Consider the following 15,273-nt stretch of genomic DNA (forward strand, 5'->3'; position numbering starts at 1 on the left):
AAGCTGCCGATGATGCGCCGCCACTGCTCAACGCGGCGTAAAGCGCACAAGATCAGCCGCGACGGTGCAATTTGGCCTGCAGGAAGTCGCGGACGCGCGCCGGATCGACGTCCTTGGCAATGACCGCGCGGCCGATCGCCTCCATCAGGATGAAGGTGAGCTTGCCGCGCTTGACCTTCTTGTCCTGCGCCATCAAGGCCAAAAGCCGGTCGGCGTCGCCGATCCCCTCCTGGGCGAAGCCGGCGATATCCTGCAAATGGGTCGGCAGGCCGACCGCGGCAAGGTGACGCTCGATCCGCGTGACATCGTCCGGCGGCAGCATGCCGAGCTCGGCCGAGAACTGCGCCGCCAGCACCATGCCGACCGCGACGCCCTCGCCATGGAACAAGCGATCGGAGAAGCCGGTGATCGCCTCCAGGGCATGACCGAAAGTATGGCCGAGATTGAGCAGCGCGCGGTCGCCGGTCTCGCGCTCGTCGCGGGCGACGATCGCCGCCTTGGCGCGACAAGAGGTGGCGACGGCATGTTCGCGTGCCGCACCGCCCGTGACGATGTCAGCGTGGTTGGCCTCCAGCCAGGTGAAGAAGCCGGCGTCGCCGAGCAGGCCGTATTTGGCGACCTCGGCATAGCCGGCGCGGAACTGGCGCGGCGACAGCGTGTCGAGCACGGCGGTGTCGGCGATCACCAGCACCGGCTGGTGGAAGGCGCCGAGCAGGTTCTTGCCCTGCGGCGAGTTGATGCCGGTCTTGCCGCCGACCGAGGAATCGACCTGTGCCAGCAGCGAGGTCGGCACCTGCACGAAGTTGACGCCGCGGCGCAGGATGGCCGCCGCGAAGCCGGCGAGATCGCCGACCACGCCGCCGCCGAGCGCGATGACGAGATCGTTGCGCTCGATCTTCGCTGCGATCAGCGCCTCGCTGACCTTTTCCAGGCCGGCATAGGTCTTGGAGCCCTCGCCCTCCTCGACGACGATGGTCGAAGACGGAATGCCCGCCTCCGCCAGGATCGCCTCGGTCGGCTTCAGCCAGTGTGCGGCCACGGTCCGATCGGTGACGATCGCTGTCCGCACGCCCGGACGCAGCGCCGCGATGCGCTGACCGAGCGAGGCCAGCACGCCGCGGCCGATGACGATGTCATAGGCACGCTCACCCAGCGCGACGTCGACGATGATCGGATCGAAAGTCTTCAGGGGGGCAGTCATCGGAGCGCGCTCATCGCCTGCATGGAATCGGTCTGCATGGAATCCGCCTGAACCGGATCCGCCTGGACGGGATCGGTCTGGCCCGGATCGGATTGCGGCGTGGCAGGCTGGACCTCGGCCTCCGGCGCGGGCAACAGCAACGCCTGCAGCGCTTCGATGCAATCCTCGACCACACGGTCGTGCGGCACGTCGCGCGAGCAGATCGTGAGGTCGGCGAGCTGGTAGACCGGCTCGCGTTCGCTCAAGAGCCGCGCGACCGTGCCTTCAGGATCGGCGGTCTGCAGCAGCGGCCGATCGGCCCGCCGGCGAACCCGGCGCATGATCACGTCGGCATCGGCCTTCAGCCAGATCGAGACCGCCTTCTCGTGGATGCGGCGGCGCGTCTCCTCGCGCATGAAGGCCCCGCCGCCGGTCGCCAGCACCGCCGGACCATTCTCCAGCAGGCGGGCGATCACGCGGGCCTCGCCATTCCGGAAATAGTCCTCGCCGCGGGATTCGAAGATCTCCGGGATTGTCATGTCGGCCGCCGTCTCGATCTCGGTATCCGCATCGACGAAGGGCAACCGCAGCCGCGCCGCGAGCCGCCGGCCAACCGTGGACTTGCCGACGCCCATCATGCCGACCAGCACGATCAGCCGCTTGCCGAGAGCCGCGGTAATCGCGGCCTCCGGAGCGGCTGGGTTGGGTGCGGATTGCGTCGGTTCGATCATCACTAGGCTTCTAGCCCAGCCCTTGCTGCTTTCAAAGGCATCCTGTTCCAGCCCGTGCAGCCGGAGGCCCACGTCCCGGACGTCGTTTCCCGGACGTCGTTCCGGGGCGCGCGAAGCGCGAGGCCGGAACCCATACCCACAGAATGCAGCGTGAGACAGGCTGGTCGTTGGCATCTCGCGCACGACATCGTCCTGTGGTTGTGGATTCCGGGCTCGCCGCGCTGCGCGCGCCGCCCCGGAATGACCGAGCAAGGGGGGACAGCGGGCGGCCGGACTTGCCAGCCGGGTGCGAACATGTTGGATGAAACAGTCCCTCTTTGGTGGCCCGCGCGACGCCGATGCCCAGCCTGTTCCGCTTCCTGACCGTGATCGCCGTGATCGTCGGCGTGGTCTATGGCGCGATCTATGCGCTTGCCAATTTCGTCACCCCGAAGCCGCGCGAGATGACGGTGACGATCCCCCCGGACAAGTTCCAGAAGAAATGATCCGGATGGCTGCGGCGGACCGAAAAGCCACAGGGCATTGATTAAGATTTTTACGATTGTCTGAGGTGGCCCGGCGCCGTGATATCGGCCAGATTTGAGGCCACCGCTTGACGTGCCGGCGCGAACTCCTGGTCCTGATTCGATCGCCTCCGACGCAGCGGATTTCACGACATGAAGGTCAAGGCCTCTGACGCCCGGCTGATGAGCCTGTTCCTCGACATGATGGCCGCCGAACAGGGCGCTGGCCAGAATACGCTGGACGCCTATCGCCGCGACCTCAGCGATCTGTCCGAGTTTCTCGCTGGCAAGGCGAACAGCTTCACCACCGCTGACACCCAGGCGCTGCGCGATTATCTCGCCGATCTCGACACGAGAGGCTTCAAATCGTCCAGCGTGGCGCGGCGGCTGTCGGCGATGCGGCACCTGTTCCGCTTCCTGCTGAGCGAGCACATCCGCAGCGACGACCCCGCCGCCATCCTGTCCGGCCCCAAGCGCGGCCGTCCCCTGCCCAAGGTGCTCTCGATCGGCGATGTCGACCGGATGCTGACCCGCGCCAAGGAGCTGACCGAGACCGCCGATGCGTCCCCGGCGCAACGGCTGCGGGCGCTGCGCCTGTATTGCCTGCTCGAAGTGCTCTACGCGACCGGCCTGCGCGTCTCCGAACTGGTGGCGCTGCCGCGCACGGCGGCACGCCATGACGCCCGCATGATCGTGGTGCGCGGCAAAGGCAACAAGGAGCGGCTGGTGCCGCTGAACCAGGCCTCGCGCCAGGCCATGGCGGATTATCTGGCGGCGCTGGATGCGCTGAAGCCGGAGAAGAAGGCCAGCGCCACCTTCGGCAAATGGCTGTTTCCCTCGTTCGGCGAGAGCGGCCATCTGACCCGACAGCATTTCGCGCGCGACCTCAAGGAATTGGCGGTGGCGAGCGGCCTGCCGGCCCGGCTCGTCTCACCGCACGTGCTGCGCCACGCCTTCGCCAGCCATTTGCTGCACAATGGCGCCGACCTGCGCATCGTCCAGACACTGCTCGGCCATACCGACATCTCGACCACCCAGATCTACACCCATGTGGTCGAGGAACGGCTCAAGAGCCTGGTGCGCGACCTGCACCCGCTCGCCGAGACCTGACCCGCCCCACACAATCCCGAAACCAAATCCTTGGGCGCGGCGCGCGGCCCGCTTGACTTCGCGCCCGTCTGCCCCGAAAGAGCGCCATCCTGCCCGTGATCCTGGCATGAGGCCTGGCCGCGGCGCACCGATCGCACCCTAAGCTCCTGAGGACATTGATCTTCAGGTCCGAAGGCCGAACCGATTTCGTTTCCCAGCGCTCTTCCTTCAGCTCCTCCATGCCGGATCCCATGCGCAGCTACCTCGATTTCGAAAAGCCCGTTGCCGAGCTCGATTCCAAGGTCGATGAACTCCGGGCGATGGCCGCCGCCGGCACCGATATCGGCGAGGAGGTCAGCCGGATCGAGGAGAAGGCCGGCCAGGCGCTGGCCGACCTCTATGCCAATCTGACGCCATGGCAGAAGACCATGGTCGCGCGCCACCCGCAGCGGCCGCACTTCACCGACTTCGTCAACGGCCTGATCACCGAGTTCACGCCGCTGGCGGGCGACCGCAAATTCGGCGAGGACGCCGCTTTGCTGGGTGGCTTCGGCCGTTTCCGCGGCGAGCCGATCTGCGTGATGGGCCAGGAAAAGGGCGCCACCACCGAATCCCGCCTCAAGCACAATTTCGGCATGGCCCGCCCGGAGGGCTACCGCAAGGCCGTCCGGCTGATGGAGATGGCCGAGCGTTTCGGCATCCCCGTGCTGTCGCTGGTCGATTCCGCCGGCGCCTATCCGGGCATCGGCGCCGAGGAGCGCGGCCAGGCCGAGGCCATCGCCCGCTCCACCGATGCCTGCCTGTCGCTTGGCGTCCCCAATGTGGCGATCATCACCGGCGAGGGCATGTCGGGCGGCGCCATCGCGCTGACCACCGCCAACCGGGTGCTGATGCTGGAGCACGCGATCTACAGCGTGATCTCGCCGGAAGCCGCCTCCTCGATCCTGTGGCGCGACGGCACCAAGGCCCAGGAAGCGGCCAACAGCATGAAGATCACCGCCCAGGACATGCTGCGCTTCGGCGTGGTCGACACCATCCTGAAGGAGCCGGTCGGCGGTGCGCATCGCGACCCCGCCGCGATGATCGCGGCGACCGGCGAGGCGATCGCCCAGGCCTTCGACGAGCTGAAGGGCCTCGACGCCGATGCCATCCGCAAGCAGCGCCGGCAGAAGTTCATCGACATCGGACGCAAGCTGAGCTGAGCCCGGAGCGGCCCTGCCGAAGGCCCCTTCAGGGCCGATCTCGCTCGCGGTTTTGTGAGTCTTTCCAGCCGTTTGGCCGTATTTCGGCCCCGCCGTCGGCGTCTGATGTTTAGAACTTGTTGACCACAAGGGTCAGGGCGCGCCGGCACCGCTGCACCGCGGGTTGCAGCGCTTCGGACCAACGGATACAATTTTAATCATTGGTTTGACGGTGGCATGACGCATGGTCGATCCGGGATCCATCCAGCTTCCCGGCCGATCGATCGAGACGAGACTGGGGTATTGCGGCATGCTGGGTTTGCGGGGAGCTTCGCTTTGATCAACCGCGCTTTCGTCCGGGTTCTGATGACCTCGGCGGCGTTGGCCGCCGGTGCGCTGCTGACCGGTTGCAACAGCGATCAGGTCGCGCTCGCCACCAGTGCCAAGGCCAATCAGCCGGTGCCGCCCAAGCTCGTGGCGACCATCGCCGAGAAGGATATGGATACGCAGTCGCCGATCCTGGTGCGCGTGTTCAAGCAGGAGGCCGAGCTCGAGGTCTGGAAGCAGGACCGCTCTGGCAAGTTCGCGCTGCTTAAGACCTATCCGATCTGCCGCTGGTCGGGCGATCTCGGGCCGAAAGTGCGCGAGGGTGACCGCCAGGCGCCGGAGGGCTTCTACTCGATCAATCCGAGCCAGATGAACCCGCAATCGGCCTACTATCTCTCGTTCAACACCGGCTATCCGAACGCCTTCGACAAGGCGCTGGGCCGCACCGGCTCGCAGCTGATGGTGCATGGCGACTGCTCCTCGCGCGGCTGCTTCGCGATGACCGACGAGCAGATCGCCGAGATCTATGCGCTCGGACGCGAATCCTTCTTCGGCGGACAGCGCGCTTTCCAGTTCCAGGCCTATCCGTTCCGGATGACGCCCATGAACATGGCGCGGCATCGCAACAATCCGAACATGCCGTTCTGGCGCATGATCAAGGAAGGCTACGACCATTTCGAGGTGACCCGCCAGGAACCGAAGGTCGACTTCTGCGAGAAGAAATACGTCTTCAATGCCCAGAAGCCGCCGGGCGCCACGCATGATCCGGTGTTCGACGCCGCCGCGAAGTGCCCGGCCTATGTCGTGCCCGATGAGATCACGACCGCTGTGCGCGAGAAGCAGCAGGCCGACGAAGCCGAGTATGCCAAGCTCGTCGCGAAGGGCACGCCGGTCGCCAAGCTCAACACCGGCATCGACGGCGGCATGAATCCGATCTTCGCCGCCCGCGTGCCGGGCGCATCGACGGGCCTGTCGGTCCCCGGCGAGGCACCGGGGCTGTCGCTCGCGAACTTCACGCCGGCGCCCGGCACCATCCCGGGTCATGTCAATCCGCCGCGTGCGCCCACCGAGGACGAGGTCGCCGCTGCTCCGGCCGACTCCGCGCCGCCTCCGACGACGGCCCCCTCGGCCCGGGTGGCCGCCGTCAGCGCGCCCGACAAGCCGAGCTTCATGTCGAACCTCGCCCGCAAGGTCGGCATTGGCGGCAATGCGTCGGCCGAGACGACCGCGACAGCGAAACCGGCCGAGAGGACCGCTGACAGCAAGACCGCCGAGGCCAAGCCCACCGAGGGCAAGCCGGCGCCGAAGCCGGTCGCTGCCAAGCCGGCTGAGACCAAGCAGGCCGCTGCGCGGCCCCCGTACAAGCCCGCCGCAAATGAGACGCCGACGACGACCGGCTCGGCGTCCGCCCAGACCCAGACCGCGCTGGTGTCCGGCGCCGCTCCGGTGCTGCAGTCGAACTCGTTCGACAGCCGCTTCGCCGGGTTCAAGTAGGCCCAATCATCGGCGCCCTTGCTCCGTCGCTGCCCGGCTTCACGAGAATCGGCTTCACAACAGCTAAACTCCACACGCGTTGCCACTCTCCCCTGAAGGGGGAGGGTCGATCGCACGCGAAGCGGGCGAGCGGGGTGGGGTGATCTCTCCACACGCCCCGGTGCCAGAGGAAAGATCACCCCACCCCGCCTCGCCCTCTAGGGGAGGGTGAGCATCGCGCTCGCCGCAGCGCCGCGGTCAACAGGTTCTGCGGCAGTTTTGGACATGCGCCTTTGTCCTCGCGGTTCCACGCTTCGTGACGACCGCGCAGCGCCCCTCGTCGATGAGGCGGGACGACCGGATAAGATCATAAAATTCTGAAAAATCGAATTTAACAATCTTTGCTGGCGGGACTGGACAGGGCAAATCAGCTTGAACGCGCAAGTATAATCGGTTTACTCGCGCCGGCCGCGCCGAGGCCGAGCGAAACGCTTTCGGCCCGTCGAACTCCAGCAGCAATGACCGAGTCGCCCGACGCGCGGCCGCTTGATGACAAGCCTCGTCAGCGAGACGATATCGGCATGACATCCTCATGCGAGACATCGCGCCAGTGCGGCGACTGCACGCTCTGCTGCAAGATCATGGAAATCGAGCAGCTCGATAAGCCGGCGCAGACATGGTGCCGGCATTGCCGGCCCCGGCACGGCTGCGCCATCTATCAGACCCGTCCAATCGAATGCGTGGACTTCCGCTGCCTGTGGCTCTCCAACGTCCAGCTCGACGACAGCTGGAAACCGAGCCGGGCGAAGCTCGTGCTGACGATGTCGGCGGATGGCGTCGAGGTTCGCTGCGACCCTGGCTTTCCCGAGGCGTGGCGGCGTCCGCCTTATGAGGCGCAGATCCGTGAATGGGCGCGTCGCGGGGAAGACAATGACGTCACGGTTCTCGTCATCATTGGCCGTCGCATGATCCTGATCACGCCGGGGCAGGATTTCGATCTCGGCGAAGTCGGTCGGGACGAGCGCATCGTGCGCGAGTTCGAGGGCACGCATGTGGTGGGGGTCCGGGTGGTGAAGGCGGACCCGGCCCGCGACGCCTGACGCGTCCCGCAGCCCTCCGCCAGCTCACATCGCTGCGTGACGTCCCTCACGGAGCGCAAGCGCAAGCTCTGCGACAACTCGGCCGTCACCCGCGGTGAGGTGACGTCAAACCGAGGGAGAACAACAATGAGCTTATTCGGCGATATCGGACACGCTCTGGGGTCGGCTGTGAAGGGTGTGGCGCATGTGGCGTCGGACGTCGGTCATGCGGTCGGTCACGCCGCCTCCGGGGTGGTGCATACCGTGGAGCATGCGGCGAGCGGCGTCGCGCATGAGGTCGGCCATCTCGGCGGGTCGCTGATCCATACCATCGGCAAGGTCACCCATGCGGTGGGCGACGCGGCGTCGAGCGCGGTCCATACCGTCGGGCATGTCGCCGGCGACGTCGGGCATGCCGTGAGCGATGTGGCGCACGGCATCGGCCATCTCGGCAGCGAAGCCATCCATACCGTCGGCGGCGTGGTCCACGCGGTCGAGCATGCCGGCGCCGCGGTCGGCGGCAGCCTCATTCACACGGTTCAGGACGTCGTCTCGACCGCCGGGCATGTGGCCGGCGATATCGTCAACACTGGCGCCCATGTGATCGGCGACGTCGGCTCCGGCCTCAACCATCTTGCTCATGGCGATATCGGCGGAGTTCTCCACGACGTCGCGCATATCGGCAGCGATATCGTCAATGGCGGCGTGAAGGTCGGCGGCGATCTCGCGCATGGTGTGATCGCCACGGCGGGTGATGCCATCCACGGCGCCGTCGGTCTCGGACACGCCGGGCTCGAAGCGGCCGGCGCGATCGGTCACGGCGCGCTCGGCATGGCCGGCACGATCGTCGACACCGCGGGCCATGTCGGCGCCGACGCGCTGCATCTGGCCGGCGACGTGGTCAAGGGCGGCCTCGACGTCGGAACGTCGCTGGGTCACGGTGCGCTCGGCGCGGTCACCGACGCGGTCTCGAGCGCGGGTCACCTCGTCGGCGGACCGCTCGGTCACATCATCTCGGACGTCGCACACACCGCCGATACGCTCGGCTCAGGCCTGACGAGCGGCATCAGCCACGCGGTCGGCGCGGGCGTGTCGGGCGTGCTGAATGCCGCCGGTGACCTGTCGCAATCGATCGGACACCAGGCAGGCGCCATCAGCCACGATCTCGGCGCGCTGGCCAGCGACCTCAGCCACGGCAACGCGCATGCGGCGCTCAATGACCTGTTCAAGCTCGCCGGTGACGTGCTCGGCAGCCATGATGGCGGCCACAGCGGCGGCCATGAGAGCGGTCATGGCGGATTCTGGGACCAGATCGCGCAGGCGATCCACCATGCCGGCGACAACGCCCACGGCGGCAACGCGAATTCCGGCGTGTTCCACCTGCCGCTGCATGGCGACGGCTCGTCGCATCACCCGATCATCGCCGACGGCTTCGGCGACCATGGGATTGGCGATCACGGCCATGGCGATCATGGCCACGCGGGCAACACCGGCATCGTTCCGCCGCACTTCGACATCGGCCACGCCGGTGGCACGCACGACGCCCCGCACCACGATTTCAGCCACGTCGCTCACATGGACGACTCGCATCACTTCACGCTGCATGGCTGAGATGGGCGAGACACGCAAAACCCGCGGTGATCATCACCGCGGGTTCTCTGTTGTCTCAGGGATGCGTGATGCTTAGCGCACAGTGGCCGGCTGGGCGATCGCCGGTGGCGCCACGGAGGCCTGCGCGCGATCATGCGGCAGATGATCGTTCATCGCCGACAATGCACAGAGCGCCAGCGAGCCCCACACCGCGGCACTGAAATACAGCGACATCCAGGCGATCTCTTCCCTCCAGTGCTCGATGTCGTGGGTGACGGTCCAACGCGTCGCGGAATCGCGCAGGCCGACCAGCGGGTGCAGCAGCGGCGTGCCGGCGGCGCGCTCGATCCGCCAGCGTTTCACATACATCGGCACATCGACCACGACGAGAAAGGCGAGATAGCAGGCGATGCCGACAAGGCCGGCGATCAGCAGCCAGCGCACCAGGCCGTCGAACTCCGGCAACAGCCGACCGAGCCCGATGCCGACGAACAGGAAGGCGACGGCCCACAGCGAGTTCTCGATCGCATTGTAGAGGAAGTTCTTGGTGACGACCGCGTACCAGGAGCAGATCTCGGCGACGACGATGATCGGCACGATGACGCGCGCCATGTTCACCGCGGTCTCGGCATCGGCGATCGCGCCGAGCTGCGCCAGAATGATGGCCCATTGCGCCGCGAAGGCGATCTCGGCGATGGTCGCGACGCTGCGGCCGACGAACACGCTCGACAGCCAGCTGTCGACAAGACAGATCCGCTGCACGTCGGCGCGCGGCAGCACCGAGCGGAAGGCGCAGCCGAACACATAGGCGGCCGACAGCGCCAGCATCGAGCTGGTGTCGGAGGAGTGGGTCACCGCGGCGCCACCGCCGCTGAGCTGCCGGTACAGGATGAACCAGAATGCGATGTTGGCGAAGCTGACCAGGGTCAGCATCGCCCACCACAGGGCGACCGGGTTCGACAAGGCTCGCGACTGCGCACGCATCCGGCACTCCAATCTTCATGTGAACGACATGTGATCGTATTAATTCTGTCATGTATCAGCAACCCGTTGCAGGCCCGGGGGGAAGCAAAAGACCGTGTGGAGGCAGCGGGCGGGGTAATGAACCGGAGCGTTCACGGGCCTCATGGTTCGAGACGCGCCGCGAGCTGGCGGTATCAGCAATCGCCAGACACAGGTGCGGCGCTTCTCACCATGAGGGTCACGCCCCCGGCGTCATGCTACGCATTCAGTCCTCGTCCTGAGGAGACCGCCGCAGGCGGTCGTCTCGCAGGATGGCCACAGGAGATGCTGTCTCCCAGCAGGGAACTTCCGCCCTGCCGCGCCGTTCATGACGCGACTGCGGCGTTGCGCCGCGCTTTGGTCATCCTCAGCCTGGAGAAGCACATGGCCGCTGCCCGCGATCTGCAGCGTGCACCGCTGCTGACCTTCACTGCCGTCATCGTCGGCCTGATGGGCCTTGCTTTGCTTGCCGGCGGCGCCTGGCTCGCGGCGATCGGCGGCTCGCTCTATTACGTCGTCGCAGGCGCCGCCCTGCTCGGCACCGCGTGGCTGCTGTGGCAGCGGCGGGCTGCGGCGTTGTGGCTGTATGCAGCGCTGCTGCTGGGCACGATGATCTGGGCGATCTCTGAGGTCGGGCTGGATTTCTGGTCGCTGGCCCCGCGCGGCGACGTGCTGGCGCCGCTCGGCGTCTGGCTGCTGCTGCCGTTCATCACCGCGCATTTGGTCGGCGACATGCGCTCCGCGCGCTGGGGTTTGGTCGCGGTGCTCGCGGTCGCCTTGGTCGTGCTCGGCGCCGCGCTCCACGGCGATCGTTTCGGGGTCAATGGCGCTTTGCCGCAGGCTGCAGAGGCCTCGGCTGGCACCGACACCGCGCCGGCCGAGGCGAAAGCCGACTGGACCGCCTATGGCGCCAGCAATTTCGGCACCCGGTTCTCGAGCCTGAAGCAGATCACCGCGGACAACGTGAAGAACCTCCAACTCGCCTGGGAATTCCAGACCGGCGACCACAAGGGCCCCGACGATCCCGACGAGTTCACCAACGAGGTAACGCCGCTGAAGATCGGCGATCTGCTCTACACCTGCTCGCCGCACCAGATCGTGTTCGCGCTGGACGCCGCCACCGGCAGACTGCGCTGGAGATTCGATCCCAAGATCGAGCACCACAAGAACTTCCAGCACATGACCTGCCGCGGCGTCGCCTATCACGAGACCAGGCCGGGCGCGGTCGATATCGCAGGCGCCGCGGCGCCGGCCGAATGCGCCAGGCGCATCTTCCTGCCGACCGATGACGGACGGCTGTTCGCGCTCGATGCCGCCAGCGGCAAGCCGTGCGAGGGTTTTGGTGCCCACGGCCAGATCGATCTCAAGGCCGGCAACGAGATCACCACACTCGGCTTCTACGAGGGCACGTCGCCGCCGGTGGTCACCGACAAGGTGGTGATCATGGCGGGCGCCGTGATTGACAACTACTCCAACAAGGTGCCGTCGGGCGCGATCCGCGGCTTCGACGTCTACACGGGCAAACTGCTGTGGGCGTTCGATCCCGGCAATCCCGATCCGAACGAGATGCCGTCGGCGACGCATCATTTCACGCCAGGCTCGCCGAATGGCTGGAGCGTCGGCGCCGCCGACGAAGCGCTCGGCCTCGTCTACATCCCGCTCGGCTCGAGCTCGCCGGACATCTGGGGCGGCAATCGCTCGGCCAACAATGAGCGCTACGATTCCGCGCTGGTGGCGCTCGACATCGCCACGGGAAAGCTGCGCTGGTCGTTCCAGAACGTGCATCACGATCTCTGGGACATGGACATGCCGTCGCAGCCGAGCCTGGTCGACATGCCCGGCAAGGACGGCGTGGTGCCGGCGATCTACGTGCCGGCCAAGACCGGCAACATCTTCGTGCTCGACCGCCGCGATGGCCATCTGTTGGTCCCCGCGCCGGAGAAGCCGGTACCGCAGGGGGCTGCGCCCGGCGACCGGCTGTCGCCGACGCAGCCGTTCTCCGAGCTGAGCTTCCGCCCGCGCAAGGATCTCACCGGCGCGCAGATGTGGGGCACGACGATGTTCGATCAGCTCGCCTGCCGCATCATGTTCAAGCGGCTGCGCTATGAGGGGCCGTTCACGCCGCCGTCCGAGCAGGGCACGCTGGTGTTTCCCGGCGATTTCGGCATGTTCGAATGGGGCGGCATCGCCATCGATCCTGTGAGGAAGATCGCGATCGCCAATCCGCAATCGATCCCGTTCGTGTCGCGGCTGGTGCCGCGCGGCAAGGACAATCCGGCCGCGCCGAATTCGGCGCATCCGCCGGGCACCGAGCTCGGCGTGCAGCCGATGTACGGCACGCCCTATGGCGTCGAGCTCGGCATCTTCCTGTCGCCGCTCGGCATCCCCTGCATGGCGCCGCCCTGGGGAAGTCTCGCTGCGATCGACCTGAAGACCAACCAGATCGTCTGGCAGCACCGCGTCGGCACCATCCGCGACCAGGCGCCGCTGCCGCTGCCGTTCAAGCTCGGCGTGCCGATGCTCGGCGGCCCGATGGTGACCGCGGGCGGCGTGGCCTTCCTGACCGGCACGATGGACGACTATATCCGCGCCTTCGACGTCAAGGACGGCCGCCTGCTGTGGCAGGACCGGCTGCCCGCCGGCGGACAGTCCACGCCCATGACCTATGAGGCCGGCGGCAGGCAGTACATCGTGACCGTGGATGGCGGCCACGGATCGTTCGGCACCAGGCTCGGCGATTACGTCCGCGCCTATGCACTGCCGGGCAACGTCGCCAGCCGCTGAAGCGGGTTCCAGCTGCGCCCAGAATGACGCGCCAAATTGTTGGTTTCGTCATGATGTCCCGGGTTCCCGCCTGGAACCCGGACGGCCTTAAGCATCGGCTTCCGAAGCTCATGCATCACTCGAGGCTGTCGCGGCCGGTCGGGTTGACGCTTCGGTAACCGCGATGTCCATCGCGCAAAACCCGTCCTGCCGCGATGCGTAGCTCGCCTGCATGAGGGTTCATTGCCGATGCTGACGATCCTGTCCTGCCTGCCTGCCGATCACGATCTGCGTTACGTCGCCGCCGCGCTGCTGGTCTGCGGGCTCGGCTCGATTCTGTCGATGCGGCTGCTCGCCCGCGTACGCCGCAACACCGGCCTTCGCCGCTTTCACCTGTTATTCCTGGCCGGCCTCGTCGCCGGCGGCACGGTGTGGACCACGCATTTCGCGGCCATCCTCGGTTACGATGCGCCGGGACATCGCTCGTTCGAGGCAGGGCTCACCTTCGCCTCGCTCGGCCTCGCCGTCGTGTTTTCCCTGCTCGGCTTCTTCATCACCACGCGCACCCAGCGCGGGCCGCTGATCGAGGCCGGTGGCGCGGTGTTCGGCTTCGGCATTGCCGCGATGCACTACACCGGCATGAGCGCGCTCAATCTCGATGGCATCAAGACCTGGCACGCGCCGGCGATCTGGCTCTCGCTCGTGCTGGCGATGGGCTTCGGCGCCGTCGCCGCCAACCGCATCGCGCGCCCTGTGACGCGGTTCTGCAAGTATGGCGGCTCGCTGGCGATGGCGCTCGCGATCCTCAGTCTGCATTTCACCGGCATGGCCGCGCTGACCGTGGCGCCGATGGCCGGCCTCGACACCCCCGCGCAAGCGCTGCCGGACAGCCTGCTGCTGATCAGCATCGTCACCGGCATCGGCCTGATCATGGCGATGGCGGCCTCGGCCTACATGATCGACATGCAGGCGGCGCAGGAGGCGGTGGAGGGCTATCGGCAGCTGGCGCTGCAGGATCCACTGACCGGACTGCCCAACCGCAACGGTCTCGGCCACCGGCTGGCGCCGCTGCTGGCGACAGGCGACGAAACCGCCCATCTCGTCGTGCTCGCGATCGACCTCGACCGCTTCAAGGACATCAACGACGCGCATGGCCACGCCGCCGGCGACGCGGTGCTGAAGACCGTCGCCGAACGCATCGCGGCGACCTTGCAGCGGGGCGAGTTTCTGGCACGCATCGGTGGCGATGAGTTCGTTGCGGTCAAGAGCGAGATCTTCGCACGCACGGAAGCCGCGAAATTCGCCGACCGCATTCGCAGCCTGGTGCTCGCACCGGTCGATTGGGAGGAACGCAGCCTCTCGGTCGGCTGCAGCATCGGCATCGCGCTGCATCCCGAGCACGGCCTCACATCGGACGAATTGCTCACCCGCGCGGATCTGGCGATGTACCGCGCCAAGAGCCTCGGCCAAGGCAAGATCTGCACCTATGAGCCGTCGATGGACGAAGCGAGCCGTCGTCGCGCCGAGCTCGCCATCGATCTGAAGCGCGCGCTGGTGCGCAACGAGTTCGAGCTGCACTACCAGGTGCAGAACGATACGCAGAGCGGCGAGATCATCGGCTTCGAGGCGCTGCTGCGCTGGAATCATCCGGTGAAAGGCCGCGTGCCGCCGAATGATTTCATCCCGATGGCCGAGCAGACCGGTCTGATTGTCGACATCGGCGACTGGGTGATGCGCACCGCCTGCGCCACCGCGGCCAGCTGGAGCCAGCCGTTCAAGGTGGCCGTCAACGTCGCGCCGATGCAGCTCAATCACGACCTGCCGAAGCGTGTCGCGGAGGTGCTGCGCGAGACCGGCCTGGCGCCGGAGCGGCTCGAGATCGAGCTGACCGAGACCGGCATCATCGCCGACCGCCAGCACGCGCTGCAGGTGATGCAGGCGCTGAAGGCGATCGGCGTCACCGTGGCGATGGATGATTTCGGCACCGGCTATTCGTCGCTATCCACCCTCCAGGTGTTTCCGTTCGACAAGATCAAGGTCGACAAGAGCTTCATCCAGTCGGTCGAGACCAGCGTGCATGCCGCGGCGATCGTCAAGGCGACGTTGCTGCTCGGGCGCAGCCTCAACATCCCCGTACTGGCCGAAGGCGTCGAGACCGAGCAGCATCTCGCCTTCCTGCGCGAGGAAGGCTGCAGCAGCGTGCAGGGTTTCCTGTTCGGCAAGCCGATGCCGCAGGAGGCGATCCACCGGATGATCCGTGACGTCGGTGCCACGCAGGCGGTGGTCGCCGAGGTGGCTGTCAAGAACGCCGCGGCGGCGTAACCGCAGACCTGGTGATGGTGATTTCCTCGTTGC

The 15,273-nt window shown here is 66.8% G+C and carries 11 protein-coding genes; 8 read left to right on the forward strand and 3 right to left on the reverse strand.

Annotation, left to right across the window (positions count from 1 at the left end; all coding sequences use genetic code 11):
- Positions 1–52: 52 nt before the first annotated feature.
- Both aroB and BBTA_RS35430 read right to left on the reverse strand, forming a co-directional pair.
- Positions 53–1,201 (reverse strand): 3-dehydroquinate synthase, encoded by a 1,149-nt coding sequence (aroB, locus tag BBTA_RS35425; protein WP_012047310.1) that lies wholly within the window; start codon positions 1,199–1,201, stop codon positions 53–55.
- Positions 1,198–1,911 (reverse strand): shikimate kinase, encoded by a 714-nt coding sequence (locus BBTA_RS35430; protein ID WP_012047311.1) that lies wholly within the window; start codon positions 1,909–1,911, stop codon positions 1,198–1,200. Before BBTA_RS35430 ends, aroB begins: the two co-directional genes overlap by 4 nt.
- A gap of 338 nt (positions 1,912–2,249) precedes the next feature.
- On the opposite strand from BBTA_RS35430, the gene BBTA_RS35435 reads away from it, so the two are divergent.
- The 6 genes from BBTA_RS35435 (at position 2,250) to BBTA_RS35460 (ending at position 9,174) form a co-directional block, all read left to right on the forward strand.
- Positions 2,250–2,396, forward strand: a complete 147-nt coding sequence (locus BBTA_RS35435) for a hypothetical protein (protein WP_012047312.1) — start codon at positions 2,250–2,252, stop codon at positions 2,394–2,396.
- Positions 2,397–2,567: 171 nt separating this feature from the next.
- Entirely contained in the window at positions 2,568–3,524 is a 957-nt protein-coding gene (gene xerD, locus BBTA_RS35440; protein WP_041751116.1) for a site-specific tyrosine recombinase XerD, read from the forward strand.
- 218 nt (positions 3,525–3,742) lie between these two features.
- Positions 3,743–4,705: an acetyl-CoA carboxylase carboxyltransferase subunit alpha gene (locus BBTA_RS35445; protein WP_012047314.1), complete on the forward strand. Its 963-nt coding sequence runs from the start codon at positions 3,743–3,745 to the stop codon at positions 4,703–4,705.
- A gap of 315 nt (positions 4,706–5,020) precedes the next feature.
- Positions 5,021–6,505, forward strand: coding sequence for a L,D-transpeptidase family protein (locus BBTA_RS35450; protein WP_012047315.1), 1,485 nt, complete (start codon positions 5,021–5,023; stop codon positions 6,503–6,505).
- A gap of 380 nt (positions 6,506–6,885) precedes the next feature.
- A complete protein-coding gene (locus BBTA_RS35455) occupies positions 6,886–7,584 on the forward strand; it encodes a hypothetical protein (RefSeq protein ID WP_244424258.1) in 699 nt (232 codons plus the stop codon).
- A 126-nt stretch (positions 7,585–7,710) separates the two neighbouring features.
- Entirely contained in the window at positions 7,711–9,174 is a 1,464-nt protein-coding gene (locus BBTA_RS35460) for a hypothetical protein (RefSeq protein ID WP_012047317.1), read from the forward strand.
- 72 nt (positions 9,175–9,246) lie between these two features.
- On the opposite strand, the gene BBTA_RS35465 is transcribed toward BBTA_RS35460, so the two are convergent.
- Positions 9,247–10,137 (reverse strand): hypothetical protein, encoded by an 891-nt coding sequence (locus BBTA_RS35465; protein ID WP_012047318.1) that lies wholly within the window; start codon positions 10,135–10,137, stop codon positions 9,247–9,249.
- 402 nt (positions 10,138–10,539) lie between these two features.
- Here BBTA_RS35465 and BBTA_RS35470 point away from each other — a divergent pair, with 402 nt between their 5' ends.
- Both BBTA_RS35470 and BBTA_RS35475 read left to right on the forward strand, forming a co-directional pair.
- A complete protein-coding gene (locus BBTA_RS35470; protein WP_012047319.1) occupies positions 10,540–12,939 on the forward strand; it encodes a membrane-bound PQQ-dependent dehydrogenase, glucose/quinate/shikimate family in 2,400 nt (799 codons plus the stop codon).
- Positions 12,940–13,167: 228 nt separating this feature from the next.
- Complete coding sequence (locus BBTA_RS35475) at positions 13,168–15,240, forward strand: bifunctional diguanylate cyclase/phosphodiesterase (protein WP_012047320.1); 2,073 nt, start codon at positions 13,168–13,170, stop codon at positions 15,238–15,240.
- Positions 15,241–15,273 lie beyond the last annotated feature (33 nt).

It is taken from the genome of Bradyrhizobium sp. BTAi1 (assembly GCF_000015165.1).
GTDB classification, from domain to species: domain Bacteria; phylum Pseudomonadota; class Alphaproteobacteria; order Rhizobiales; family Xanthobacteraceae; genus Bradyrhizobium; species Bradyrhizobium denitrificans.

Excerpts from the sequence above, each read along its gene's own strand:
- aroB (WP_012047310.1), bottom strand. The coding sequence starts at position 1,201 with ATGACTGCCCCCCTGAAGACTTTCGATCCGATCATCGTCGACGTCGCG.
- BBTA_RS35430 (WP_012047311.1), bottom strand. The coding sequence starts at position 1,911 with ATGATCGAACCGACGCAATCCGCACCCAACCCAGCCGCTCCGGAGGCC.
- BBTA_RS35435 (WP_012047312.1), top strand. The coding sequence starts at position 2,250 with ATGCCCAGCCTGTTCCGCTTCCTGACCGTGATCGCCGTGATCGTCGGC.
- xerD (WP_041751116.1), top strand. The coding sequence starts at position 2,568 with ATGAAGGTCAAGGCCTCTGACGCCCGGCTGATGAGCCTGTTCCTCGAC.
- BBTA_RS35445 (WP_012047314.1), top strand. The coding sequence starts at position 3,743 with ATGCCGGATCCCATGCGCAGCTACCTCGATTTCGAAAAGCCCGTTGCC.
- BBTA_RS35460 (WP_012047317.1), top strand. The coding sequence starts at position 7,711 with ATGAGCTTATTCGGCGATATCGGACACGCTCTGGGGTCGGCTGTGAAG.
- BBTA_RS35465 (WP_012047318.1), bottom strand. The coding sequence starts at position 10,137 with ATGCGTGCGCAGTCGCGAGCCTTGTCGAACCCGGTCGCCCTGTGGTGG.
- BBTA_RS35470 (WP_012047319.1), top strand. The coding sequence starts at position 10,540 with ATGGCCGCTGCCCGCGATCTGCAGCGTGCACCGCTGCTGACCTTCACT.
- BBTA_RS35475 (WP_012047320.1), top strand. The coding sequence starts at position 13,168 with ATGCTGACGATCCTGTCCTGCCTGCCTGCCGATCACGATCTGCGTTAC.